Source organism: Actinophytocola algeriensis, from assembly GCF_014203735.1.
Classification (GTDB): Bacteria; Actinomycetota; Actinomycetes; order Mycobacteriales; family Pseudonocardiaceae; genus Actinophytocola; species Actinophytocola algeriensis.
In genome coordinates, this window is sequence record NZ_JACHJQ010000005.1 from 43,753 (window position 1) to 69,140 (window position 25,388).

Consider the following 25,388-nt stretch of genomic DNA (forward strand, 5'->3'; position numbering starts at 1 on the left):
GGTGAACCAAAAGGGGAGTGGACCGGACACGTCCGGTGGCTGAGCGGTTCAGATCTCGTGCGTGCTCGCGCGGATCGTGTGCCACGCGGCGCGCACGTGGCTGCACATCACCGACTCCGCCCAGTCGGGGTCGCGGGCGGTCAGTGCCGACACCAGCTCGTGGTGGTGGGCGAGGCTGCGCCGCAGTGCTTCCGGGGTGTACCGGGAGAAGGTGCGCCACACGAGCGGGAGCTGGATGACCGACGAGATCACGTTCGTCAGCCGGGTGTTGTCCGCGGCCTCCAGGACGGTGCGGTGGAACAGGTTGTTCAGTTCGGTCAGCTTGTCGACGTCCGATGGGCGGCCGTCCGGGGCCAGCTCGTCCATGCGGTTCGCCAGGTCGGCCAGTTCGACGACGTCGAGGCTCCCCGACACGGCGGCGAGCCTGCTGCCCCACGGTTCCAGCACGGACCGCAGGCTGAAGATCTCGTCGACGTCCCGGACGTTCCAGCTCTGCACCTGCACACCGCGGTGCCGTTCGTAGCGGACCAGGCCTTCCGCGGTGAGCCTGCGCAGCGCCTCGCGGACGGGGGTGCGGCTCACGCCGGTCCACTCCGCCATCTCGCTCTCGCGCAGCCACTCGCCGCCCGCTCGCCTGCCGGTGAGGATCTCGTCGCGGATCAGCCGGTAGGCGTGGTCGGCCGCGGGGCCGGTGTCGGTCTCGCCAGGGACGTCGTTCATCGCGGACGACGATACTAACTCCGTTAGTTGTATGCAATGCCTTCACGGATCGTTGACACCGCAGATACTTCGGCCTAGTTTTCGGGCAGCTGAGGTCGATGTGGATCACTTTGGGCAATCGTTGTATGCAACTTCGGATTGGTGGGCTATGCGTAACCCGTTGCCGCTGGACGACGTGCGGGTGGTGGAGCTCGGGCAGCTCCTCGCGGGACCGTTCTGCGGGCAGCTCCTCGGGGACTTCGGCGCCGAGGTGATCAAGGTCGAGGACCCGAAGCACGGCGACCCGATGCGGCAGTGGGGGCGCGAGCGGCCGTACGGCAAGTCGCTGTGGTGGCCGGTCGTGGCGCGCAACAAGAAGTCCGTCACCGCCGACCTGCGCACCGAGCGGGGCCAGGACCTCGTGCGGGAGCTGATCGCCCGCGCCGACGTGCTGATCGAGAACTTCCGGCCCGGCACCCTCGAACGCTGGGGGCTGTCGCCGGAGCGGCTGTGGGAGATCAACCCGCGCCTGGTCGTCACCCGCGTGAGCGGTTTCGGACAGTCCGGCCCGTACTCGGCGCGGGCCGGCTTCGGGTCCATCGGCGAGGCGATGGGCGGGATCCGGTACGTCACCGGCGACCCCGACCGCTCACCCGCCCGTACCGGCGTTTCGCTCGGCGACTCACTGGCCGCGACCTTCGCGTGCCTCGGCACGCTCGTCGCGCTGCACCAGCGTGGCCGCACCGGCCGGGGCCAGGTCGTGGACTCGGCCATCTACGAGGCGGTGCTCGCGCTGATGGAGTCGCTGATCCCCGAGTACCAGATCGCCGGCTACCAGCGCGAACGCACCGGCACCACGCTGCCGAACGTGGCGCCCAGCAACGTCTACCCGGCCGCCGACGGCGAGCTGGTGCTGATCGCGGCCAACCAGGACACCGTGTTCCGCAGGCTGGCCGAGGCCATGGGCCGCCCCGAGCTCGCCGCCGACGAGCGGTACGCCACGCACGGCGCGCGCGGCGCCGCCATGGCAGAACTGGACGACCTGATCGCGGCATGGAGCGCGACCCACGAGGCCGACGCGCTCCTGGAGCTGCTCAACGAGCACGGTGTGCCCGCCGGGCGCATCTACACGGCGCGCGACATGCTCGCCGACCCGCACTTCGCGGCGCGCGACGCGATCGTGCGCCTCGCACACCCCGACTTCGGCGAGTTCGCCATGCACAACGTGGTGCCGAAGCTGTCGGCCAGCCCCGGCCGCGTCCGGCACGTCGGCCCGGCGCTGGGGGAGCACAACGACGAGATCTACCGCGGCCTGCTCGGCCTGCCCGACGACGAGGTGGCGTCGTTGCGCGAGGCCGGGGTCATCTGAGGAGGAGACCATGACCTACCGGCTCGGTGTGGACGTCGGAGGGACGTTCACCGACATCCTGCTGATCGACGAGGCGACCGGTGACACGTACCGGGCGAAGACCTCGTCCACCCCCGACGACCAGTCCGTCGGGGTGTTGCGCGGCATCGAACGCGCGTGCGCCGAGGCCGGGGTGTCCATGTCGGACATCGCGGAGGTCTTCCACGGCACCACGGTCGCCACCAACGCGATCCTCGAGGGCAAGGGCGCGCGCGTCGGGCTGGTGACCACCGAGGGCTTCCGGCAGGTGCTGCAGATCGCCAGGTCCTTCGTGCCCGGCGGGCTCGCGGGCTGGATCATCTGGCCGAAACCGGAACCCCTCGCGGCACTCGAGGACACCGTCGAGGTCCGCGGCCGGATCGCCGCCGACGGCTCGGTCGTGACCGACCTGGACGAGACCGACGTGCGCGCCAAGCTCGCGATGCTGAAGGGCGCGGGCATCGAGGCGCTGAGCGTGTCCCTCATCAACTCCTACGCCAACCCCGACCACGAGCGCCGGGTCGGCGAGCTGGCCGCCGAGGTGCTGCCGGACGTGCCGGTGTCGCTGTCCTCCTCGGTGCTGCCGGAGCTGCGCGAGTACGAGCGGACCGTCACGACCGTGGCCAACGCCGCCGTGCAGCCACAGGTCGCCCGGTACGTGGCCAACCTGGCCGGGCAGCTGCGGGAGTCCGGTGTGGACGGCAGGCTGTGCATCCTGCGCAGCGACGGCGGCCTGGTCTCCGCCGACGTCGCCGCGGACAACCCGGTGAACCTGCTGCTGTCCGGCCCGGCCGGTGGCGTGACCGGCGCGACCTGGGTGGCGGAACAGGCCGGGTACCCGGACTTCCTCACGTTCGACATGGGCGGCACCTCCACCGACGTGGCCCTCGTGCAGGGCCTGACGCCCCGCGTCGGCCGCGAGACCGTCGTCGGTGACCTCACCGTGCGCGCCACCTCGGTCGACGTGCGGACCGTCGGCGCGGGTGGCGGGTCGATCGCGCACGTGCCGCCGCTGACCCAGGCGCTGCGGGTCGGGCCGCAGTCCGCGGGCGCCGCGCCCGGCCCGGCCGCCTACGCCGCGGGCGGTACCGCGCCGACGGTCACCGACGCGAACGTCGTGCTCGGCCACCTGCCCACCGACCTGGCAGGCGGTGAGATCACGCTCGACCGGGCGGCCGCGCGTGCCGCGGTGAAGTCGATCGCCGACGCCACCGGGCTCGACTCGGTGGAGGCCGCCGCCGCGGGCATCGTCGACATCGTCAACGAGAACATGTTCGGCGCGCTGCGGCTGGTGTCGGTCCAGCAGGGCTTCGACCCGCGCGACTTCGCGCTCGTCGCCTTCGGGGGCGCGGGTCCCCTGCACGCCAACGCACTCGGGCGGCTGACGGGTTCCTGGCCGGTGATCATCCCGCCGTCGCCGGGTGTGCTGTGCGCCTACGGCGACGCGACGACCAACCTGCGCGACGAGGCCGTGCGCACCCTGGTCCGCCGGTTCGGTGAGCTGACCGACGCGAGCGTGCGGGACCTGCTGACCGAACTGGCCGACAAGGCGAGGGCCACCCTGTCCGAGCAGGGCGTCGCGGTCGAGGACCAGCGGGTGGTCTACGCCGCCGACCTGCGCTACCACGGGCAGGGCTTCGAGATCCCCGTGCCGCTCGACGCCGACAGCTTCGGCGACGGCACAACGGGTCTGGCTGCCCTGCGCGCCGCGTTCGACGCCGAACACCAACGGCTGTTCTCGTTCGTGCTGGACGCCGAGCACGAACTGGTGACCGTCCGCGCCACCGCACACGGGCCCCGGCCGCAGGTCTCGGCCGCCCGGCTGACCGGCGGCGGCCCGGACGCGAGCCACGCGCGGTCGGGCGCCACCGCCATCTGGGTCGACGGCGCCGAGGCCGAGGCCGGTGTCTACGACCGGGCACTGCTGCGCGCCGGGAACGTCGTGACCGGACCCGCGATCGTCACCGAGATGGACTCCACCACGCTCGTGCTGCCCTGGCACGCGGCCACCGTCCACCCGAGCGGCTGCCTGCTGATCAACCCTGTCGACCACCCCGGCGAGGAGAACTGACATGGCCCGCCTCATCGAGACCGCGACCGAGCCACTGCGCGCCGTCGACGTCGACGTGGTGACCCTCGACCTCATCGAGAACGGGCTGCGCAACGCCCGGCACGAGATGGACGAGGTGCTGTTCCGGACCGCGCTGTCGCCGGGGATCCGCGAGCAGCACGACGAGTTCCCGCTGATCGCCAACCGCGACGGCAAGATGGTCGTCGGCCAGTTCGGACTGTCCATCCCGGACTTCCTGGCGAACTTCCACGCCGACATCGAGGAGGGTGACGTCCTCCTGACGTCCGACCCCTACTCGTGCGGCGCCGCGATCAGCCACGCCAACGACTGGCTCGTGGTCCTGCCGATCTTCTTCGAGGGCCGGATCGTGGGCTGGGCGGCGATGTTCGGCCACATGTCCGACGTGGGCGGCAAGTCACCGGCGTCCATGCCGACCGACGCGCGCACGATCTACGAGGAGGGCGTGGTCATCCCGCCCTTCAGGCTGTACAAGAAGGGCGTCCTCGACGACGACGCGCTGCGGATCATCCTCAACCAGGTCCGCAAGCCGGACTGGAACCGCGCCGACCTCAACGGCATCGTCGCCGCCTGCCGCACCGCGGCCCGCCGCGTCCAGGAGATGTGCACCCGGTTCGGGGTGGACACCTACCACTCCGGGCTCGACGCCCTGCTGGACCGCAACCACCGGGCGATGAAAGTGTTGCTGCAGGCGGTGTTCAAGGACGGCGAGACGCTCTCGTTCACCGACTACATCTGCGACGACGGCCTCGGCTACGGCCCGTACGAGCTGAAGATGAGCCTGACCCGCACGGGCGAGAAGGTGCTGCTCGACCTGTCCGGCAGCAGCCCGCAGGCGCAGGGCCCGATCAACTACTTCATCAACGAGAACCTGATCCGCATGTTCTTCGGGATCTACATGATCACCGTCGCGGACCCGCAGATCCTGTGGAACGACGGCTTCTACCCGCTGGTGGACGTGAAGATCCCGGAGGACTCGTTCTGGAAGCCGAAGTTCCCCGCCGCGCTCAACGCCCGCAACCACGGGATCGGCCGCGTGTTCGACCTGTTCGGCGGCCTGCTCGGGCAGACCAACCCGGACCTGCTCAACGCGGCGGGCTTCTCGTCGTCGCCGCACTTCATGTACTCCGGCACGTACAGCCAGGGGGAGCGGAAGGGCGAGTGGTTCCAGCTTTACTCGATCGGTTTCGGCGGCATCCCCGGCCGCCCGCTCGGCGACGGTCCCGACGGGCACTCGCTGTGGCCGTCCTTCGTGAACATCCCCTGTGAGTACCTGGAGTCCTACTACCCGCTGCGGATCGAACGCTGGGAGACCGTCGCCGACACCGGCGGTGCCGGCGCGCACCGCGGCGGCAACGGCGTCGACGTCGCCTACCGGTTCCTGGAACCGGGCACCATCGCCATCCACGACGACCGGTGGCTGACCTACCCGTGGGGTGTCAACGGCGGCGACCCCGGCGCGCGTGGCCGCAAGTGGCTCGAACGCGCCGACGGCACCACCGAGGTCCTCGGCAGCAAAGTGCACGACGTGCCCGTGCGGCCGGGCGACCTGCTGCACTTCGTGACGTGGGGTGGCGGTGGCTGGGGTGATCCGCTGGTACGTGACCCCGCACTGGTGGCGCTGGAGGTCCGTCGCGGCCTGGTGACCGCCGACGGCGCGCGCCGCTACGGCGTGGTGTGCGACGAGCGCGGCGTGGTCGACGAGGCCGCCACGGACGCGTTGCGTGCCGAGTCGCGTGCGGACCGGCCCGACCCGCTGCCCATCTTCAACCGCGGCCCGGACATCGGGACGATCCTCGAACGTGCGCTCGAGGAAACCGGTCTGCCCGCACCGAAACCGCCGGTCGTGATGCCGTGACGGACCGGGGCATCGACGCGGGGTTCGACGGCAGGCTCACCCCCGGCCGTCGTCCCGCGGTGGTCTCGATCGACCTGATGCGGGCCTACTTCGACGCGGACAGCCCGCTGTGCCTGCCGTCCGGCGACTGCCTGGCCGCGGCGGCGCGGGTGCTCGGCGCGGCGCGGGAACACGGGGTGCCGGTGCTGCACACGAGGGTCGCGTACGGGCCGGACGGGGTCGACGGCGGCGTGTTCGTCCGCAAGGTCCCCGCGCTGCGCCACCTGTTCGACGGCGGCGGCCCGCTCGGTGAGCTGATGCCCCCGGTCGCGCCGGTCGGCGGTGAGCTGGTGCTGGTCAAGCAGTACGCCAGCGCGTTCTTCGGCACCACCCTGGCGTCCACGTTGCTGGCACAGGGCATCGACACGGTGGTCCTGGTCGGTGTGAGCACGAGCGGGTGCATCCGCGCGAGCGCGGTGGACGCCATCCAGCACGGGTTCGTGCCGCTGGTGGTGCGCGACGCGGTGGGTGACCGGACCGCGGAGACCCAGTCGTCTAACCTGTACGACCTGCAGGCCAAGTACGCCGAGGTGGTCAGCGAGGCGGAGGCCGTGGCGTACCTGGGGGCGTGGCGGTGATCGAGATCGTCGAGATGTCGCCGCGGGACGGGCTGCAGAACGAGGACGCCGTGCTGTCCACATCGGACAAGGTCGAGCTGGTGTCGCGGGCGGTCCGTGCGGGTGCCAGGCGGATCGAGGTGACGAGCTTCGTCAACCCTCGCCGGGTGCCCCAGATGGCGGATGCGGACGAGTTGATGGCCGCGCTCCCGCGGTATGAGGGGGTGTCGTACGCGGGGCTGGTGATGAACGGCCGTGGGCTGGACCGTGCGCTGGCGGCCGGAGTGGACGAGGTCGACGTCGTGGTCGTCGCCACTGACACCTTCTGCGGGCGGAACCAGGGCATGACAACGGAAGAGGCTTGTGTTCTGGCGGCTTCTCTCGTGTCGGAGGCCCGGTCGGCGGGAGTGTTCACCACGGTCACGGTCGGTGCCTCGTTCGGCTGCCCGTTCGAGGGCGAGGTGTCTCTCGACCGGCTGCGGGAGGTGCTCGGCCGGGTGGTCGACGCGGCCCCGGACGAGCTGGCGCTGGCGGACACGATCGGTGTCGCGGTACCGGCGGACGTCACGGCCCGGCTGGCGCTGGCCCGCTCGCTGACCGACCTGCCGCTGCGGCTGCACCTGCACGACACCCGGCACACCGGAGTCGCGAACGCGGTCGCCGCGGTGGCGGCCGGGGTGTCCACACTGGACGCGAGCATCGGTGGTGCCGGCGGTTGCCCGTTCGCTCCCGCCGCCACCGGCAACGTGGCGACGGAGGACCTCGTGTACCTGTTCGGGCGGAGTGGTCAGTCGACGGGCCTGGACCTGGCGGAGACGATCACGGCGGCGGAGTGGCTGGAGGAACGCCTTGGCACGCGGCTGCCGAGCGCGTTGCTGCGGGCGGGCGGTTTCCCTTCCGGCTGACTACTTCGGGCAGCTCGCCAGCACCGACGCGATCGCGTCGTGTTCTGCCTGGTCCACCGACAGGTTGTACTTCTTCTTCACCGTGACCCAGGCCGTCACGTAGAGGCACGGTTCCTGGCTGGGCAGCCACCTCGCCGGGTCGCCGTCGGACTTCGACTGGTTGCTCGACCCCGTCACCGCGACCAGGCCCTCGACGTCGTTCGCGTAACCCTCGCGTTGTGCGGGGGGCCAGTCGCCGGGGCGTTGACGACGGCCGTCCACCACCGGGCCCGAACGCGCGGCCTCGGCCAGGGGGACCACGTGGTCGATCTCCAGGTCCTCCGGGTCGCTGGTGGTGACGCCGTCGTAGCCGCTGTGCCACGTGCCCGCGGTCGGCCTGCAGTACCGGTCCACCGTGACGCCCTGGCCCTGTTGCCGCAGCACGGTTTCCCGTGTCGTGCACTCGCCGTTGGTGGCCCAGCCGGTCATCCAGTCGTCGCGGTCGTAGTGGGCACCCGTGTCCTCCGGCTGGATCTGCAGCTGCGCCAGCAGTTCGGTCGCCGGGCCCGCCGGTGCGGGTGGCGGTGCGGGCGCGGCGGACTCGGGCAGCGCCTGCTGCAGTTGTTCGCAGCCGGTCAGCAGTGCCACGGACGCGACGCAGGCGAGCAGGCGAGCTTTCACTGTGCCTCCAACGGTTTCACCCATGATCCTGCCGCAGGACCCGGGTGCCGTGGTGACGAGCGGCGCCGCCTTCGGTCAACCGGCGGAGCGGTCTGCTCCTTCCGCACGAGTGCTCACCGGCGGAGCACGCCGGTCAGCGGGTCGTAGCGGAGGACGCGGTGGCGGGATTCGGGCCGGTCCGCGAGACCGTCCACGCCGACCACCAGCACACCGGTTCTCACCAGATCCCGGGTGGTCACCCGCAGCCACGGCAGGCCGGCGCGCAACACGGTCACCTCCTCCAGGAGGGTGCCGTCCCGGCCTGCCGCGATGGCGTACCCGGGACCGTCCGCCGGTGCGATGTCCAGGCCGCCGTCCGCGCGGATCGTGAAGGTGACGACCAGGTCGCCCCGGCCGCCGTTGGCGTCGCCGACGAAGTCGTAGACGGGTGCGGGGTCGCCGACGTAGTGCTTCAGCCTGCCGAGCCCGGTGACGTCCATGCCGTTGTAGAACGTGCGGCCTTGCGCGTCGAGCCAGAAGTGCGGGTTGTGGGTCTTCGCGCTGAAGTCCGCGCCCGAGTTGTAGGAGATGTGCCAGTGCGGCGGGTTGTCGGCGTGCAGCGTGTTGTTGGTCTCGAACCCCATGAGCACGAACCGGTGCCCCTTGGCGGCGGCGCGGGCGATCATGCCGGAGTCCTGCCAGATCACGTGCGCCGCGATGAGCTGGTGCACGACCGACCGCACCTGACCGGCCGGCCACGCCACCGTCGTCCACGGCCCGGCCACCCGGTCCGGGTCGTTGTGCTCGATGCGGAAGTTCATGCCAGGTGACACGTCCGGGAAGCTCCACACCTGCAGCGTCGGCTGGTTCGCGTCGGCGGTGGGCAGGGTCACCGGCAGCGTGAACCCGACGCCGTCGCGGTCGCGGCGCAGGTCCAGCCGCGACTCCTGGTGGACCACGGCCCGCACCGGCACCCCGGGCCACGTGACGCGGACGTCGATGCCGTCGGCCACCGGCCCGCGGACGAACGTGTAGTACTCGGCACGGCTGGCCACGGAGTACTTCGCCCCTGGCACGATCTCGTACCCGGCGGGCAGCGTGATCTCCGGCGCCGAGGGCTCGCCCGGCCGCACCCGCACCACGCGGAACGCGGCGTAGCCGAGCTGTTGCGCGGTGGCGGTGCCGGGCAGCGCGAGCGCCAGCCCGGCGGCGGACGCCCCGGCGAGCAGCGTGCGCCGGGTCAGGTGTGTGGACATGTCACCAGTCCTCGCCTCTTATCGACGGTTTCTCACCAATCTTGGCTGTGACGGGCCGCGATGACCAGAGGGGACGGCACTGTTCACACACGCTTCTCGCCGCGGTCAGTCCCGAGGGTGCAGCCGCAGCGTGACGTGCGTGGCGTGCTCACCGGTGACCGTGCCGACGACCGCCGCGCCGTGGTGGTCGTATTTGGCGTGGTAGACCGCGTCGATGTCGGCGTGTGCCGGAGCGTCCGGAGCCTGGCGGTCGAACTCGACGTCGCGTTCGACGCCACCCGCCTGGATGCGCCCGCGGCCCGCGGCGACGGCCCGGCGGAACCACGGGTTGTCCGCGCCGTGGCCGGACCGCACGTAGACGGCGTCGCCGGTGGTGGCGGTCCAGATGGTGACGTACGGGCGCAGGGTGCCGTCCGGCCGGCAGGACGCGATCCGCAGCTCGGCCGCGTCGCCGATGCGGCGGAGTTCGTCGGGGGTCCACGTGGTGCTCATGGTGTGAGTCAAACACCCGCCGCGTACTGGTGGATCTGCGTCACGGCAAGTGCTCCCTCGCCCACGGCGGAGGCGATGCGCTTCACCGAGTCGGCACGGACGTCGCCCGCCGCGAACACCCCGGGCGCGCTCGTCTCGAGCAGCATCGGTGCGCGGGGCAGGTCCCAGCTCTCGTCGAGCCCGCCAGCCAGCGCGGGTCCGGTGAGCAGGTACCCGCCCGCGTCCCTGCGCACCGCGCCCGCGAGCCACTCGGTGCGCGGGCGGGCGCCGATGAAGCTGAACATGGACTCCGCCGCGATCTCGTCGGTGGCACCGGAGTCGTTGTCCCGCAACGTGATCCGTTCCAGGTGCGCCGACCCGCCCACGGTCTCGACCTCGGTCGTCACGCGTACCTCGATGTTCGCCGTCCCGTCGATCTCGTCCACCAGGTAGCGCGACATGCGGCTCGCCAGCGACGTCGCCCGCACGAGCATCGTCACCCGCTCGGCGTGCTTCGCGAAGTGCAGCGCCGCCTGACCGGCCGAGTTCGCGCCACCGACGATCACCACGTGCTGGCCCGCGCACAGGGCGGCCTCGGAGTTGGTGGACCCGTAGTAGATCCCCGCGCCCTCGAAGCGGTCGCAGCCGTCGATCGCGAGGCGGTGGTAGGACAGGCCGGTGGCCAGCAGCACGCTGCCCGCGCCGATCTCGCGGCCGTCGGACAGGCCGATCAGGTGCGCGCGGCCCGCCCTGCGCAACGACACAGCACCGACCGGGGCGAGTAGTTCGGCGCCGAACCGGCGGGCCTGCGCCACCGCGCGCCGCGTCAGCTCGGCACCGCTCACCCCGGCCGGGAACCCGAGGTAGTTCTCGATCCGGCTGGACATGCCTGCCTGGCCGCCGGGCACGTGCGCGTCCAGCAGCAGCGTCGACAGGCCCTCCGACGCGCCGTACACCGCGGCGGCCAGCCCGGTGGGCCCGCCGCCCACGATGACCAGGTCGTAGTGCGGGCGGGACAACTCGCCACGCAGGCCGAGCGCGTCCATCAGGCCGGCCCGCGTCGGCCGCACCAGCCGCCTGCCGTCCGGCAGCTCCACCGCGGGCACCTCGCCATCGTGTTCTGAGCCGTCGGCCGCCACGTCGACGAAGCGGAACGGCTGCAACAGGCGGGTGAGGAGGTCCCGGAGCTGGTGCGTCGCGGGGGAGAACCGGTGGCCGATCACCCGGATGCCCTCGTACGGCGGCTCGTAGGTCGACTGCCACTCCGCCAGCTGGTCGTCCAGCACCGGGTACAGCCGCTCCGCGGGCGGCTCCCACGGCTTGACCAGGTAGTGGTGCAGCTTCACCTGGTTGATCGCGTCGATCGCGGCCGTCGTGTCCGCGTAACCGGTCAGCAGCACCCGCCGTGCCGACGGAAACCGGTTCAGCGACTCGGCGAAGAACTCGATGCCCGTCATCTCCGGCATGCGCTGGTCGACGAGGAGGAGCGCGGGCTCCTCCCGGCGTTCCGCGAGCTGGTCGAGGATGCGCAGCCCGTCGGCGGGCGAGGTCGTGCACAGCACCCGGTAGCGGTCGCCGTAGGCGCTGAGCAGGTCCCTGCGGACGGCCCGCAGCACGTGCGTGTCGTCGTCGACGGCGAGCAGAGCCGGGCGGTGCCTCGGCGGTGTGGACGGCGGCGTGGACACGGTCATGGGCACCAGTGTCGCCGCGTACCAGGGAATTCCCCGACAACCTGACGAAGTGGCCGGAAGCCGGCGCGGACTTCGTGGAGTAGGGGGCCCGGTTCTTGTTAGCCCCAACAGATGCGGATTCACTCGATGGCGTGACGAAGATACTCATCATTCTCTCGGAATACGGCTACTGGGGCGAGGAACTCCTCGGACCGCTCGTGGCTTTCGACGAACGCGGCTACCAGAGCGTGTTCGCCACGCCGACCGGCAAGCGCGCGCACGCGCTGCCGCCGAGCCTCGACCCCGGCTACATCGATCCGCCCCTCGGCCGTTCGGTCACCACACCGGAGGTCGCGGTGGCGGCGCGGGAACTCGACGAGTCGTCCCGTTTGGACAATCCGATCAGCCTCGAACAGTGGATCCCCGACCGGCCATACCAGAGCGAGCAGGATCCGCTGCGCAGGATGGAGGCCTACTACCGCGAGCTCGCGACCCTGGACACCGACGTCGAGCAGTACGACGCGCTCGTGGTCGTCGGCGGCAGCGGGCCCATCGTCGACCTCGCCAACAACGGCAGGCTGCACGAGCTGGTCCTCGCGTTCGTGCGTGCGGACAAGCCCATTCTCGCGCTGTGCTACGGCGTCGCCGCCCTCGCGTTCGCCCGCGACTGGGAGGACCGCAAGAGCATCATCTGGGGCAAACACGTCACCGGGCACTGCAAGGAGTACGACTACAAGGACGGCACGGGGTTCCTCGGCGTCGACTTCAACATGGGCCCGCCGCCGTACCCGCTGGAGTACATCCTGCGCGACGCGACCGGCCCGGACGGGCGCTACCACGGCAACGTCGGCAAGGAGACCTCGGTCATCGTCGACCACCCGTACGTCACCGCACGGTCCACTCCGGACTCCTTCCTCGGCGGCAGCAAGCTCGTCGAGGTGCTCGAGTCCGGTCTGCGCCGGTACGGCTGGTAGGCCGCCATGCACGCGCGACCCGGCAAGATCGCGATCTTCGAGCAGTTCGCGGCGGACGGCATGACCACCATGTTCGGCAACCCCGGCACCGTGGAGCAGGGCTTCCTGGACATCGTGGACCAGCTGCCCGCGTTCGACTACGTGCTGGCGTTGCAGGAGACCGTCGCGGTCGGCATCGCGGACGGGTACTGCCGGGCCGCGGCCGCGCCCGCACTGGTGCAGCTGCACACCGGTGTCGGTCTCGGCAACGGGATCGGCATGCTGTACCAGGCGAAGCGCGGCCACTCGCCGCTCGTGGTGATCGCGGGCAGCTCCGGCGTGCGCTACGACGCCATGGACTCGCAGATGGCCGCCGACCTCGTCGCCATGGCGCGGCCGGTGACCAAGTACGCGACCAGGGTCACCGACCCCTCCTCGGTGCTGCGGGTGCTGCGCCGCGCGGTGAAGATCGCCATGACCCCACCGCGCGGGCCGGTGTTCGTCGAGCTGCCCATGGACGTGCTCGACGCGCCGACCACGGAACCCGCGATCCCGGCGAACATCCCGAGCCGCGCGACGCTCCCGCCGCACTCCGAACTGGACCGCGCGGCCGAGCTGCTGCTCGGCGCGCAACGCCCGGTGATCCTCATCGGTGACGGGGTCGCGGTGTCCGAGGCGCAGAACGAGCTGACCGAGGTGGCTGAACGGCTCGGCGCACCCGTGTGGGGCGTGGACACGTCCGAGGTGAACATGGACACCACGAACCCGTTGTACCGCGGGGAGACCGGTCACATGTTCGGCGAGGTGTCCGCCAAGGCGGTCGCGGACGCGGACGCCGTGCTGATCGTCGGCACGTACGTGTTCCCGGACGTGTTCCCCTTGCTGGACAACCCGTTCGGCGACGCGAAGGTCGTGCACATCGACCTGGACGAGTACGAGATCGGCAAGAACCACCCGGTGGACCTCGGACTGGTGGCCGACCCGAGGATGACCCTCGCCGGCCTCGCGGCCCGGCTGCCCGACCGGCGGGGCGAGCGGACCGGCTGGCGCAGGCCGCCGGTCGACCAGGGCGACCCGCTGATCGAGCAGTTCGCCGCGGCGCTCGCCGACCGGGTGACCGGTGAGCTGGTGGTGTTCGACGAGGCGCTGACGGCGTCCCCCGGCCTCCGGCGCCACCTGCCGCCCCGGGTACCGGGGAGCTACTTCGCCACCCGGGGCGGTTCCCTCGGCGTCGGGATCCCGGGCGCCATCGGGACCAAGCTCGCGCGGCCGGCCGCGGAGGTGGTCGGGTTCACCGGTGACGGCGGCAGCATGTACACGGTCCAGGCGTTGTGGACGGCAGCGCGGTACGGCGTCGCGGCCAAGTTCGTCATCTGTGACAACGGCCGGTACCGCTTGCTGGACAACAACATCGAGCAGTACTGGCGGGAACGGGACATCCAGCCGCACGCCTACCCTGGCTCGTTCGACCTGACCACACCGCCGATCGGCTTCGTGGCGCTGGCGGAGAGCATGGGCGTGCGGGGCGTCAAGGTCGAGAAGGCGGCCGACGTCGAGCAGGCGGTGGCCGACATGCTCGACCACGACGGCCCGTTCCTGGTTCACCTGATCACGTCCTGAGTCGATGCTCACTCCGCGAGCTCCGTCTGGGTCGATGCTCACTCCGCGAGCTCCGTCTGGGTCGATGCTCACTCCGCGAGCTCCGTTCGAAAGGACAATCGTGAACACCATCCTCCGCGAGGGCGGACGGCTGGCAGGACGCAGCGTCGCCGTGTTGATGGAGACGGACTACGTCGAGCCGGAGCTGTGGTACTACCTCCGCCGGTTCGCGGAGGAAGGTGTCCAGCCGCAGCTGATCACGAGGTTGTGGGGTCAGCCGTCGATCACGTTCACCGGGCACGAGCACCAGCTGCCGATCACGGTGGACGGTGACCTCGAGTCGATCGACGTGTCGACTTTGGACGCACTGATCGTACCGTCCGGCATGGTGTCCGACCGGCTGCGCTACTCCGAACACGTCGACGAGCCGGCTCCCGCGGTGCGGTTCGTGCGGGCGGCGTTCGCGGATCCCGGTGTCCTCAAGGGGATCATCTGCCACGGCATGTGGCTGGTCTCGCCGATCGCGGAGGTGGTCCGCGGCAGACGGGTCACCTGCCACAACAACCTGATCGGCGACGTGCGCAACATGGGGGCGGTCTACACCGACCAGGACGTGGTGGTCGACGGCGACCTGGTGACCGCCCGCAGCGCCGACCACTGCCACCTGTTCGCCCGCACGGTCATCGACCTCGTCGCCGCGCGGGCGGGCAGCACCCGGAGGTCCGTCGTGGACCGGATGGCGAGAAGGGCATGACCGTGCACTCGGATCTCACCGCGCACCTGATCGCGCGCAACGGCCACACCACACCCGTCGGCGCCTCGGAGTACACCGTCTCCGACCTGATCGCTGGTTACGTCACCGGGACCGACGGGTCCTCGGTCGAGCTGCGGACCTCGGACGGGCGGGCGCAGCGGATCGTCATCGGGCACAACACCTCCGCGGAGTTCCTGCGGAACCTGGGGGAGCCGTACGTCGACGCGACCGCGCAGGTGCCGGAACTGCTGGCTCGGGGCGCCTACCTGTACGCCTACGGGGTCCGCTACCCCGACGGGATGTTCGACGCGAAGCGGCTGATCTTCCTCGGCCGCAGGCCGGGGGACTACAACTTCGAGGACCCCCACTGGTGGGCGCGGCAGCTGGGGGAGATCGCGCGGTTCTACCGGCGGGCGCAGTTCGGCGACAAGCGGCCGGTCGACTTCGCCGACTACCGCACCGTGCTGCGCCTCGGCGGCGACAAGAGCGACCACTTCGTGCAGGAGACGGACACGATCTCCCGCCTGGTGTACGGGATGGCGTCGGCCTACCTGCTCACCGGCGACGACGACTTCCTCGACGTGGCCGAGCGCGGCGTGGACTACCTGCGCGACCACATGCGGTTCGTGGACCGCGACGAGGACGTCGTGTACTGGTACCACGGCATCGACGTGCGCGGCGGCACCGAGCGCAAGCTGTTCACGTCCGAGTTCGGCGACGACTACGAGGCGATCCCGGCCTACGAGCAGATCTACGCGCTGGTCGGGCAGACCCAGACCTTCCGGGTCACCGGCGACCAGCGGATCAGGAGCGACATCGACGCGACGATGCGGCTGTTCCACCGCTTCTTCCGCGACCCGGAGCGCGGCGGGTACTACTCGCACGTCGACCCGGTGCTGCTGTCCCCGCACCAGGAGTCGCTGCGGCACAACCGGTCGCGCAAGAACTGGAACTCGGTCGGCGACCACGCGCCCGCGTACCTGATCAACCTCTACCTCGCGACCGGGGACGAGCGGCACGCCGACATGCTGGCTGAGACGTTCGACCTGATCACCGAGCACTTCCCGCGCGAGGACAGCCCGTTCGTGCAGGAACGGTTCCACGACGACTGGACCCCGGACCAGGAGTGGAGCTGGCAGCAGGACCGGGCGGTCGTGGGGCACAACCTGAAGATCGCCTGGAACCTGATGCGGATGAACGCGATCCGGCCCGACCCCCGCTACGTGGAACTGGCCGAACGGCTCGGCCGGACCATGCCGGGCGTGGGCAGCGACCGGCAGCGCGGCGGCTGGTACGACGTCGTGGAACGGGTGCTCGCCGACGGCCGCGACCAGCACCGGCTGGTGTGGCACGACCGCAAGGCCTGGTGGCAGCAGGAACAGGCGATCCTCGCCTACCTGATCCTGGCGGGCAACACCGGCGACACCGATTTCCGGCGGCACGCGCGGGAGGCGTCCTCGTTCTACAACAGCTTCTTCCTCGACCACGACGAGGGCGGCGTGTACTTCAACGTGCTCGCCGCGGGCACTCCGTACCTGCTCGGCACCGAGCGGCTCAAGGGCAGCCACTCGATGAGCATGTACCACAGCAGCGAACTGTGCTTCCTCGCCACCGTGTACCAACGGCTCCTCCTGACCGGCGAGCCGCTCACCCTCTGGTTCCGCCCCAGGCCCGATGCCGACCGGGTACTGCGCACCGCGCCGGACGCGCTGCCGCCGGGAAGGGTGCGGCTGTCGTGGGTCGAGGTCGACGGACGGCCGTACTCCGCCTTCGACGCGGACGAGATGACCGTGAAACTGCCCGACACCAGGCACGCGCTCACGGTGCGTGCTCATCTGTCCCCTGTGGACTGAACGGTCGGAGGAGCCATGGAGTTGGCGAAGTACATGCGTGGCCGCGTCACCGTGCTGGCGCTCGAGGGCGAGCTGGACAGCGCCACGTCCGGTGAGGCGCGCAAGCGGATCAGCGAGCTGGTGCCGTCGGACGGTGCCGCGCTGCTCGACCTCGGTGGCATGACATACATGTCCAGCGCCGGGTTGCGGGTGCTGTTACTCGTCTACCGGCAGGTGCGGCAACTGGGGGTGCCGCTGGCGCTCGCCCGGCTCAACCCGGACGTGGCCGAGGTGATGACCGGAACCGGGTTCATCGACTTCTTCACGGTCGTGGACTCGGTCGACGACGGTGTGGAGGCACTGAGCGGATGAGCGTGCAGTGGATGGACACCGTGCCGGCGACGGCGGCCGCGCAGTCCCTGTCCCCCGACAGCGACCCGTGCCCGACGGGCCGGATCGCCGGGCTCGACGTGCGGGCGGGCAGGCCGCTGCCGTTCGGCGCGACGCGGGTGCCCGGCGGGATCAACTTCTCCGTGTACTCGACGGGAGCGACCGCCGTGACGCTCGTGCTGTTCCGGCGCGGTGCGGAGGAACCGTTCGCGGAGCTGGTGTTCCCGGACTGCTACCGCACCGGTTCGGTCTACGCCATGACGGTGTTCGGCCTGTCCGCCGACGACTTCGAGTACGGCTACCGCATCGACGGTCCGTGGCAGCCGGAGCGGGGCGACCGGTACGACTCGAGCCACATCCTGACCGACCCGTACGCGACGGCGCTCGGCGGCCGCGAGACCTGGGGCGAACCGGACGACCGGAAGTACCGCTACCGCGCGCGGGTGGCGCCGGACGACTTCGACTGGGCCGGTGACCGGCCGCTCAACCTGCCCATGCAGGACCTCGTGATCTACGAGGCGCACGTGCGCGGCTTCACCCGCCACCCGTCGTCCGGCGTGCACTGGCCCGGCACGTTCGCCGGGCTCGCCGAGCGCATCCCGTACCTGGTCGAGCTGGGTGTCAACTGCGTCGAGCTGATGCCGGTCCTGGAGTTCGACGAGAACGAGAACCGGCCGTCCGGGCTGCACAACTACTGGGGGTACAGCACCGTCGGGTTCTTCGCGCCCAAGGCGTCCTACGCGGCGGCGAGCCGCTACGGCCGCCAGACCGACGAGCTGAAGAACCTCGTCAAGCAACTGCACGCGGCGGGCATCGAGGTCATCCTGGACGTGGTGTTCAACCACACCGCGGAGGGCGACGAGCGCGGGCCGACACTGTCCTTCCGCGGACTGGACAACCGGGTCTACTACATGCTGACCCAGGACGGCCACTACTACAACTTCAGCGGCACCGGCAACACCGTGAACTGCAACCACCCGGTCGTGCTCCGCTTCGTGCTGGACTGCCTGCGGTACTGGGTGTCCGAGTACCACGTCGACGGGTTCCGGTTCGACCTGGCCGCGGTGCTCGGCCGCGACTCCGACGGTTCCCCGCTCGCCAACCCGCCGCTGCTGGAGACGCTCGCGACCGACCCGATCCTCATGCACACCAAACTGATCGCGGAGGCGTGGGACGCGGGCGGGCTCTACCAGGTGGGCAGCTTCCCGGACTACTGCCGGTGGTCGGAGTGGAACGGGCGCTACCGGGACGCGATCCGCCGGTTCCTCAAGGGGGAGCCGGGCACGGTCAGCGAGATGGCCGACCGGATCGTCGGATCACCAGACATGTACCTGCGGCGCGGCCCGGTGGCGTCGGTCAACTTCGTGACCTCGCACGACGGGTTCACGCTGCACGACCTGGTCGCCTACAACGACAAGCACAACGAGGCCAACGGCGAGCACGGCGCGGACGGCGACAACGCCAACCACTCGTGGAACTGCGGGCACGAGGGCCCATCGGCCGACCCCGGGGTGCTGGCGCTGCGGCGCAGGCAGATGCGCAACGCGCTGGTGCTGCTGCTGACGAGCCACGGCGTGCCGATGCTGCTCGCGGGGGACGAGGTCGCCCGCACCCAGCACGGCAACAACAACGCCTACTGCCACGACAGCGAGCTGTCGTGGTTCGACTGGCACGGCCTCGCGGCGAACGCCGACCTGCTGCGCTTCACCCGGCGCGCCATCGCGTTCCGGCACGCGCATCCGGTGCTGCGCAGGCGCTGGCACGCCTCCGGCCACGCGCACGGCGCGCTGTTCCCGGACGTGAGCTGGCACGGCGTGCGCGCGTGGACCCCGGACTGGTCGGCGCACGGCAGGCTGCTGGCGGTCATGTTCCACGCCGAGTCGACCGGCGCCGCGGAGGGCGCGCCGGACACCGTGTACGTGGCCGCGAACGCGCACTGGGAGGGCCACGACCTCGAGCTGCCCGGCCTGCCCGCCCACCTGGCGTGGCACCTGTTCGCGGACACCCACAGCGAGCCGTACGCGGCGGAGCCCGGCGCCGAGCCGCGGCTCGGCGACCAGGAACGGGTCCACATCGGACCGAGGACGGTGCTCGTGCTGGTGGCGCGGGAGCCGGGAGGGAGTTGACCATGGAGTTCCAGGGGAAGATGCACGCGGAGAACGGTGTCGCCACCATCCGGCTGATCGGCGAGGTGGACTCGCGGTCCGCGCACCGGCTCAACGAGCTGATCGTCGCGGCGGCCGGCCGGACCCCCCGGCGGCTGGTGCTGCTCGCCGAGGATCTCACCTACCTGTCCTCCGCCGGGCTGCGCTCGCTGGTGTTCGCGCACCAGAAGATGGGGCGCGACGTGGAGATCGTACTCGTCGGCGTGCGGCCGGAGGTGGCGGAGACCATCCGGCTCACCGGGTTTGACCGCAGCATCGTGATGCAGGAGGCGGTGGAGGAACGATGATCGCCGTGCGAGCCCGTGGCATCGACGAACTCGGTGTCATGATCCCCGCCATCGTGGACCGGCTCGCACGTGCGACGGGGCTGACGCACAGCCAGGCCTACCGCCTGCGGCTGGCAACCGAGGAGATCACCACCAACATCGTGACGCACGGGTACGGCGGCCGGGGCGGCACGGTCGACATCGACGCCGGGTACGACGAGGTCTGGGCGTGGGTGCGGATCGAGGACGACGCGCCCGGGTTCGACCCGACCACCTACGAGGTGGTGCCCCGGCTGACCGCGGATCCCGGCTGGCCCCCGCTCGGCGGTTTCGGGCTGTTCCTCGCACTGTCCAGTGTGGACCGGCTGGAGCACGCCCGCGTCGAGGGCCGCAACCGCAACCTGCTCAAGATCCGGCGCTCGGGAGGAACTGATGAGGAAGCCATGCGTGCTTATCGTGGCTGACGAGGCGGCCGGGACCACACAGCTGCCGGGACTGGCGCCCGCACTGTCCGATGGCGGGTTCGACGTGCGCACGGCCACCGAGGACGAGGTGCTGGCCTCGGACGAGCCGGACGGCCCGGACGGGTTGCTGGTGTCCGCCTCGCTCGGCCTGCAGCGGGTCGCGATGCTCGCCCGCCGGTTCGCGCACCTGCCGGCTCCGCCGACGACCATCGTGTTCCCGCAGGACGACCTCGACGCACTCGAGGCGTGCGTGCGGGGCGGCTTCGACTACATCATGCCGCCGTTCCTGCCGAGCCTGCTGCGCAGCAGGATGAGCTCCTGCTGGGAACGCGGTCAGCTGGCTGGCGCCGTCGAGGACATGGCGGCCGAGGCCAGCCTGCGCGCCTACGAGCGGGACCTCGCGATCGCGCACGAGATCCAGTCCGGTTTCCTGCCGGAGAAGCTGCCCGCGCCGCATGGCTGGGACGTCGCGTCCCGGTTCCGCCCCGCGCGGCAGGTGGCAGGCGACTTCTACGACGGGTTCGAGCTGGTCGACGGGCGCAGGCTGGGTTTCGTGGTGGCCGACGTGTGTGACAAGGGCGTCGGTGCCGCGCTGTTCATGGCGCTGATCCGCACCCTGTTGCGGCACACCGCGGAGCACACCGGCACGGCGAGCGGGTCCGGCGACGACCTCCCGCCCGCACCGGGCTCGATGAACATGGCCGAGGCGGGCGCGTCCCTGTCGCCGATGCTGTCGGTGGGCGCGGGCCCGCTGGTACAGGCGGTGGTGGCGACCAACCGCTACCTGACCCGCAACCACCTGCGGCAGGGGTACTTCGCCACGCTCATCTTCGGCGTGCTCGACCCCGCGTCCGGCGCACTGCTGTACATCAACGGCGGGCACAACCCGGCCGTGCTGCAGCGTGCCGACGGCAGCCACACGCTGCTCCCCCCGACCGGCCCGGCCGTCGGCATGATGCTGCACAGCTCCTACGCGCTCGGCCACGCGAGCCTGGAGCGGGGCGACACGCTGCTGCTGTACACCGACGGTGTGGTGGAGGCCCGCGCGACCGGTGGAACACTGTTCGGCATGGAACGGCTGCTCACGGCGCTGAGTGGCCCGGTGAAATCCGCGGAGACCGTGCTTTCCGGCATCGACAAGGCATTGCGGGTGCACGTCGGAGGAGCGGAACAGTCCGACGACATCACCATGCTCGCATTGCACCGAAGTGCGGTCTGACCCGGGTGCCGGAAGCGGTAGCCGCCCGTACCATGGTGGAATGACCTCGCGGGCAGGCCGGTGTTCGACAATCTGGGGTGCATTTGTCGACCGACGGCGGTAGGCGGGAACTCGCCAGGTTCCTGCGCAGCAGGAGGGAGCGCATCGCTCCATCCGAGGTCGGGCTGCCCGCGGGACCCCGGCGCCGCACGCAGGGGCTGCGGCGCGAAGAGGTCGCCGTCCTGGCCGGCGTCAGCCCGACCTGGTACACCTACCTCGAGCAGGCCCGCGGCATCCAGCCGTCACGAGAGGTGCTGGACAGCCTGGCCAGGGTGCTGCGGCTGACCGAGGACGAGCGCCGCTACGTGCACAGCCTGGCGCACGGCAGTGTCATCCAGACCTCGCCGCTGGACGGCGAAATCCCCGCCATCGACCTGATCAAGCAGGTCGTCGCGTTGTTCGAGGAAAGCCCGTATCCGGTGTACGCCGTGAACCTCTACTGCGATCTGCTGGCGTGGAACCAGGCCGCGACCGAGTGGTACGACGACTGGGGTGCGCTCCCGCCCGAGGAGCGCAACATCCTGCGGTGGATGCTGGTCTCACCGGTGGCCCGCATCCGGCTGGTGGACTGGGAGGACGACGCCAAGGACATCGTGGCCCGGTGGCGCGCCGAGAGCGGCAAGCATGCCGCCGACCCGGTGTTGCGGGAACGGATCTCGGAGCTTGCCCACCTCAGTCCAGAGTTCCGCTCCTGGTGGGGCCAGTTCCGCGTGGTGGAGCACAGATCAAAAGTTCGCCGGTTCCGGCACAAGATACTCGGCCACCAGGTGATGCGGATCGTTCCCATGAACTCGGTGGAGATCATTCCGGTGGTAGTCGTGCCACATATCCCTGTTATGGCGTAATCTGGCGCCGGCAAACCGTTTCGACATAAATCGGGAACCCCGCCACGACCTCTTGCGGCGCCGGCTCCGGCCGCAGGTCGGTTGCGCGGCGCACCACCCGGCGTCGGCCGCTGGAGTCGACTTGTCGCCTCGAGCGAATTCCGTGTACTTCGTTAGCTGTCATTGACCGCGCGTTCAGCGCCGGGCAATCTTCCACTTGTCATCTGCAGCCGATGGCCTTGGTATCCGGCTCCGTTCCGTCCGCAGTTATTCGGGAGACGACATGATGCAACCTCAGCGTAACGAGCGCACCGGCAACCTCCCCGTGGCGATTGTCGGTGTCGCGTGCCGCCTCCCAGGCGCGCCTAACGTGCAAGAGTTCTGGAAGCTACTGACCGCCGCCCGTCACACGATCGCCGAACCCTCGCCGGAAAGGCGTAGAACATTTCTTGGACAAATTCCAGAACGTGGCGGGTTCCTCGACAGTATAGACAGTTTCGACGCGTCGTTCTTCGGTTTATCGCCGTTCGAGGCGCTCCGGATCGACCCGCATCACCGGCTCATGCTGGAAACCGTGTGGGAGGCATTGGAGGACGCAGGCCTGCCGCCGGACCAGCTGGCCGGAAGCCGGACCGGCGTGTATACGAGCTGGTTTGGCGGGCATTACTGGCAGCTGTTGCACGAGGCCGGCGTGAGTGACGTACACGCCTACCTGGGCTCGCACCGGTCGTCGGCACCCGCCGGGCGGATCGCTCACCTGCTCGACCTCCGGGGTCCGGCGATGGGGACCGAGGCGCACTGCGCGTCGTCGCTGGTCGCCGTGCACCACGCGCGCCGGGCGTTGGAGGCGGGGGAGATCGAGATGGCCATCGTCGGGGGAGTGAACCTGCTGTTACGCCCGGACGAGCGCGCCGGTCTTGCCGACGCGGGCATCATCTCGCCGACCTACCGCAGCCGTTTCGGCGATGAGGACGCGGACGGGTACGTACCGGCCGAGGGCGCGGTCACCCTCATCCTCAAGCCGCTCGACGACGCGATCGCCGCGGGCGACCCGGTCTACGCCACGATCCTCGGCAGCGGTGTGTGCAGCAACGGCAGGCAGGCGCTGTCCGCCAGTTCGACCGGCGTCGCCGGTCAGGAGGACCTGCTGCGCATGACCCTGCGGGAGGCGGGTCTGTCGCCCGCCGACATCGACTACGTGGAGGCGCACGGCCCAGGAACGGCACAAGGCGACGTCGTCGAGCTCACGGCGCTCGGCAACGTCCTCGGTGAGGGGCGCGAGGCCGGCCGGCCCTGCCTGGTCGGCTCGGTCAAGTCGAACATCGGCCACGCCGAGGCCGCCGCCGGGATGGCCGGGTTGCTGAAGACCGCGCTGGCCCTGCGGTACCGCACCATCCCCGCGACACTGCACGTGCGTCAGCCCATCTCCCTCCTCGCCGCGGACGACGCGCCGATCGAGCTCGCCCGGTACACCCAGGCGTGGCCCGACCGGGGGGTGCCTGCCGTTGCCGGGGTCACCGCACTGGGCATGTTCGGGATCGGCGCGCACGTCATCCTTGGCGAAGCCCCACCGGTCACGCCGCCGTCCCGCCCCGCCGTCGACCGGGCCATGCTGCTCCCACTGTCGGCGGAGGATCCCGCGGCGCTCGCCGGGCTGGCGTCGGCCTACGCGGACACCCTTGCCATGGCGCGAAACCCGGAGGACGTCTGCTACAGCGCAGGCGCCCACCGCACCCACCTGTCGCACCGCGTCGCCGTCGCCGCCGCCGACCGGCGCACGCTGGTCGAGAGGCTGCGCAGGCTGGCCGACCGGCGGCGCATTGGCGAGGTGGCAGGCAAGCCGGCGCGGGTGGTGTTCGTGTTCTCCGGGCAGGGCTCGCAGTGGCACGGCATGGCGCGGGAGTTGCTCGAGACCGAGCCGGTCTTCGCGCGGTCCATGCGGGAGTGCGACGAGCTGATCCGAGCGGAAGGCGGCTGGTCGCTGCTCGACCTGCTGGCCGGTGAGACGCCCATGACCGGCGACGACCGGGTCCAGCCTGCCCTGTGGGCGATCCAGGTCGGCCTGGCGAGGATGTGGCGGCACTGGGGGATCGAGCCCGATCTGGTCATCGGGCACAGCATGGGCGAGATCGCGGCGGCGACCACCGCGGGAGCGCTGACGCCCCGGGACGGCGCCGCGGTGATCTGCCGGCGCAGCGTGCTGGTCGGCACCCTGCGGGAGCCGGGCGCGATGGTGGCGGTCGCGATCGGTGAGCACGAGGCGAACGAAGCGATCGGCGAGTACGCCGACCAGGTGAGCGTGGCAGTGGTGAACAGCGGCTGGTCCACCGTGCTGGCCGGTACCCAGGACGCCGTCGACACCGTCGTCGCGCCGCTGCGCGAGCGCGGCGTGCACTGCAGGCCGGTCCGGACCAACTACGCGTCGCACTCGCCCAACGTCGAGCCGCTTCGCGATGGTCTGGTCAGTGCGCTCGCCGACGTGTGCCCTCGGGCGGGCGACGTGCCGATGCACTCGACCGCGCTGGACCGCGAGGTACGTGGTGACGAGCTCGACGCCCAGTACTGGATGTCGAACCTGCGGGAGCCCGTGCGCTTCGCCTCAGCGGTGCGCGCCGTCCTCGCCGACGAGGTGCCGACGCTGTTCGTCGAGATGAGCCCGCATCCGTTGCTGGTCCCGGCGATCGACGACGAGATCGCCGCGTGCGAGGCCGACTTCGCGACGGCCGTGCCGTCGCTGGTCCGCGATGTGCCGGCCGGCGAGTCGATGCGGGTCGCGCTGGGCGCCGCCTACGAGCGGGGCCGGGTGCCGGACTGGAGCCGCCTGTACGACAGTGGTCAGAGGGTCTCGCTGCCGACCTACCCATGGCAGCGCACGCGGTTCTGGTTCAGCCCGCCTGCGCAGGCGCCGGTTCGCCAGGTCCAATCGCCTCCGCCGCCCCAGGAGCCGCCGCCCCAGGAGCCGCCGACCCTGGTGCCGCCGACCCTGGTGCCGCCGACCCTGGTGGCACCGGCGCTGGTGGCACCGGCGCTGGCCGAGCAGATCGCGTCCCGGGCGGCCGAGATCCTCGCGGCGCCGATCGATTCGATCGACACCGCTGCTCCGCTCCATGTCGCCGGCATGGACTCGGTGCTGGCCGCCAGGCTGTGCCTGCGGCTGAAGCAGGAGCTGGACCTGCGTGTGCCCTACGCCGACCTCATCGAGGACCGGTCCCTGCTCGAGGTCGCCGAAGAACTGTGCGGTAAGGCCGCGCGAGCCGAGTCGGCCGAGCTGGCGGACCTGAGCCTGGCCCACTGACCTGGTCCACGACCTACC

Annotated in this window: 21 protein-coding genes; 16 read left to right on the plus strand and 5 right to left on the minus strand. The window is 70.7% G+C overall.

The features are described from left to right. Positions 1-48 precede the first annotated feature (48 nt). Positions 49-720 carry a GntR family transcriptional regulator gene (locus tag FHR82_RS22785; RefSeq protein ID WP_184812555.1) on the minus strand — a complete coding sequence of 224 codons (672 nt, stop codon included), beginning with the start codon at positions 718-720 and terminating at the stop codon, positions 49-51. 148 nt (positions 721-868) lie between these two features. On the opposite strand from FHR82_RS22785, the gene FHR82_RS22790 reads away from it, so the two are divergent. Genes FHR82_RS22790 through FHR82_RS22810 form a run of 5 tightly spaced genes read left to right on the plus strand, consistent with a single transcriptional unit; the run spans position 869 to position 7,534 of the window. Beyond that, complete coding sequence (locus FHR82_RS22790) at positions 869-2,068, plus strand: CaiB/BaiF CoA transferase family protein (protein ID WP_184812556.1); 1,200 nt, start codon at positions 869-871, stop codon at positions 2,066-2,068. A gap of 10 nt (positions 2,069-2,078) precedes the next feature. Continuing rightward, complete coding sequence (locus tag FHR82_RS22795) at positions 2,079-4,157, plus strand: hydantoinase/oxoprolinase family protein (protein ID WP_184812557.1); 2,079 nt, start codon at positions 2,079-2,081, stop codon at positions 4,155-4,157. A 1-nt stretch (position 4,158) separates the two neighbouring features. Further along, positions 4,159-6,033: a hydantoinase B/oxoprolinase family protein gene (locus tag FHR82_RS22800; protein ID WP_184812558.1), complete on the plus strand. Its 1,875-nt coding sequence runs from the start codon at positions 4,159-4,161 to the stop codon at positions 6,031-6,033. After that, positions 6,030-6,650, plus strand: coding sequence for an isochorismatase family protein (locus FHR82_RS22805; protein ID WP_311771225.1), 621 nt, complete (start codon positions 6,030-6,032; stop codon positions 6,648-6,650). The genes FHR82_RS22800 and FHR82_RS22805 overlap by 4 nt, the downstream gene beginning before the upstream one ends. Further along, positions 6,647-7,534 carry a hydroxymethylglutaryl-CoA lyase gene (locus tag FHR82_RS22810; RefSeq protein WP_311771226.1) on the plus strand — a complete coding sequence of 296 codons (888 nt, stop codon included), beginning with the start codon at positions 6,647-6,649 and terminating at the stop codon, positions 7,532-7,534. The genes FHR82_RS22805 and FHR82_RS22810 overlap by 4 nt, the downstream gene beginning before the upstream one ends. On the opposite strand, the gene FHR82_RS22815 is transcribed toward FHR82_RS22810, so the two are convergent. From FHR82_RS22815 to FHR82_RS22830, 4 genes are all read right to left on the minus strand, one after another. Continuing rightward, positions 7,535-8,194 carry an HNH endonuclease family protein gene (locus tag FHR82_RS22815; protein WP_311771227.1) on the minus strand — a complete coding sequence of 220 codons (660 nt, stop codon included), beginning with the start codon at positions 8,192-8,194 and terminating at the stop codon, positions 7,535-7,537. Between the two features lie 113 nt (positions 8,195-8,307). Continuing rightward, positions 8,308-9,429: a hypothetical protein gene (locus FHR82_RS22820; protein ID WP_184812561.1), complete on the minus strand. Its 1,122-nt coding sequence runs from the start codon at positions 9,427-9,429 to the stop codon at positions 8,308-8,310. Positions 9,430-9,534: 105 nt separating this feature from the next. Continuing rightward, positions 9,535-9,921: a DUF2255 family protein gene (locus tag FHR82_RS22825; protein WP_184812562.1), complete on the minus strand. Its 387-nt coding sequence runs from the start codon at positions 9,919-9,921 to the stop codon at positions 9,535-9,537. Positions 9,922-9,929: 8 nt separating this feature from the next. After that, entirely contained in the window at positions 9,930-11,591 is a 1,662-nt protein-coding gene (locus FHR82_RS22830) for an NAD(P)/FAD-dependent oxidoreductase (RefSeq protein ID WP_184812563.1), read from the minus strand. 131 nt (positions 11,592-11,722) lie between these two features. On the opposite strand from FHR82_RS22830, the gene FHR82_RS22835 reads away from it, so the two are divergent. From FHR82_RS22835 to FHR82_RS22885, 11 genes are all read left to right on the plus strand, one after another. Next, complete coding sequence (locus FHR82_RS22835; RefSeq protein WP_184812564.1) at positions 11,723-12,544, plus strand: type 1 glutamine amidotransferase domain-containing protein; 822 nt, start codon at positions 11,723-11,725, stop codon at positions 12,542-12,544. Positions 12,545-12,550: 6 nt separating this feature from the next. Further along, positions 12,551-14,143, plus strand: a complete 1,593-nt coding sequence (locus FHR82_RS22840; protein WP_184812565.1) for a thiamine pyrophosphate-binding protein — start codon at positions 12,551-12,553, stop codon at positions 14,141-14,143. Positions 14,144-14,243: 100 nt separating this feature from the next. Continuing rightward, complete coding sequence (locus tag FHR82_RS22845; RefSeq protein ID WP_311771228.1) at positions 14,244-14,876, plus strand: DJ-1/PfpI family protein; 633 nt, start codon at positions 14,244-14,246, stop codon at positions 14,874-14,876. Next, positions 14,873-16,729, plus strand: a complete 1,857-nt coding sequence (locus tag FHR82_RS22850; protein ID WP_184812567.1) for an AGE family epimerase/isomerase — start codon at positions 14,873-14,875, stop codon at positions 16,727-16,729. The genes FHR82_RS22845 and FHR82_RS22850 overlap by 4 nt, the downstream gene beginning before the upstream one ends. A 15-nt stretch (positions 16,730-16,744) precedes the next feature. After that, positions 16,745-17,080, plus strand: coding sequence for an STAS domain-containing protein (locus FHR82_RS22855; RefSeq protein ID WP_184812568.1), 336 nt, complete (start codon positions 16,745-16,747; stop codon positions 17,078-17,080). Continuing rightward, positions 17,077-19,224: a glycogen debranching protein GlgX gene (gene glgX, locus FHR82_RS22860; protein WP_221464198.1), complete on the plus strand. Its 2,148-nt coding sequence runs from the start codon at positions 17,077-17,079 to the stop codon at positions 19,222-19,224. The genes FHR82_RS22855 and glgX overlap by 4 nt, the downstream gene beginning before the upstream one ends. Before the next feature lie 2 nt (positions 19,225-19,226). Next, complete coding sequence (locus tag FHR82_RS22865) at positions 19,227-19,550, plus strand: anti-sigma factor antagonist (RefSeq protein WP_184812569.1); 324 nt, start codon at positions 19,227-19,229, stop codon at positions 19,548-19,550. Next, positions 19,547-19,993, plus strand: coding sequence for an ATP-binding protein (locus FHR82_RS22870; protein ID WP_184812570.1), 447 nt, complete (start codon positions 19,547-19,549; stop codon positions 19,991-19,993). Before FHR82_RS22865 ends, FHR82_RS22870 begins: the two co-directional genes overlap by 4 nt. Next, positions 19,977-21,212, plus strand: a complete 1,236-nt coding sequence (locus tag FHR82_RS22875; protein WP_184812571.1) for a PP2C family protein-serine/threonine phosphatase — start codon at positions 19,977-19,979, stop codon at positions 21,210-21,212. Before FHR82_RS22870 ends, FHR82_RS22875 begins: the two co-directional genes overlap by 17 nt. Positions 21,213-21,289: 77 nt before the next feature. Then, on the plus strand, positions 21,290-22,096 hold the full coding sequence (locus tag FHR82_RS22880; protein WP_311771229.1) for a helix-turn-helix transcriptional regulator: 807 nt from the start codon (positions 21,290-21,292) through the stop codon (positions 22,094-22,096). A gap of 265 nt (positions 22,097-22,361) precedes the next feature. After that, on the plus strand, positions 22,362-25,370 hold the full coding sequence (locus FHR82_RS22885) for a type I polyketide synthase (protein WP_225944603.1): 3,009 nt from the start codon (positions 22,362-22,364) through the stop codon (positions 25,368-25,370). The last annotated feature ends 18 nt before the right edge of the window (positions 25,371-25,388 follow it).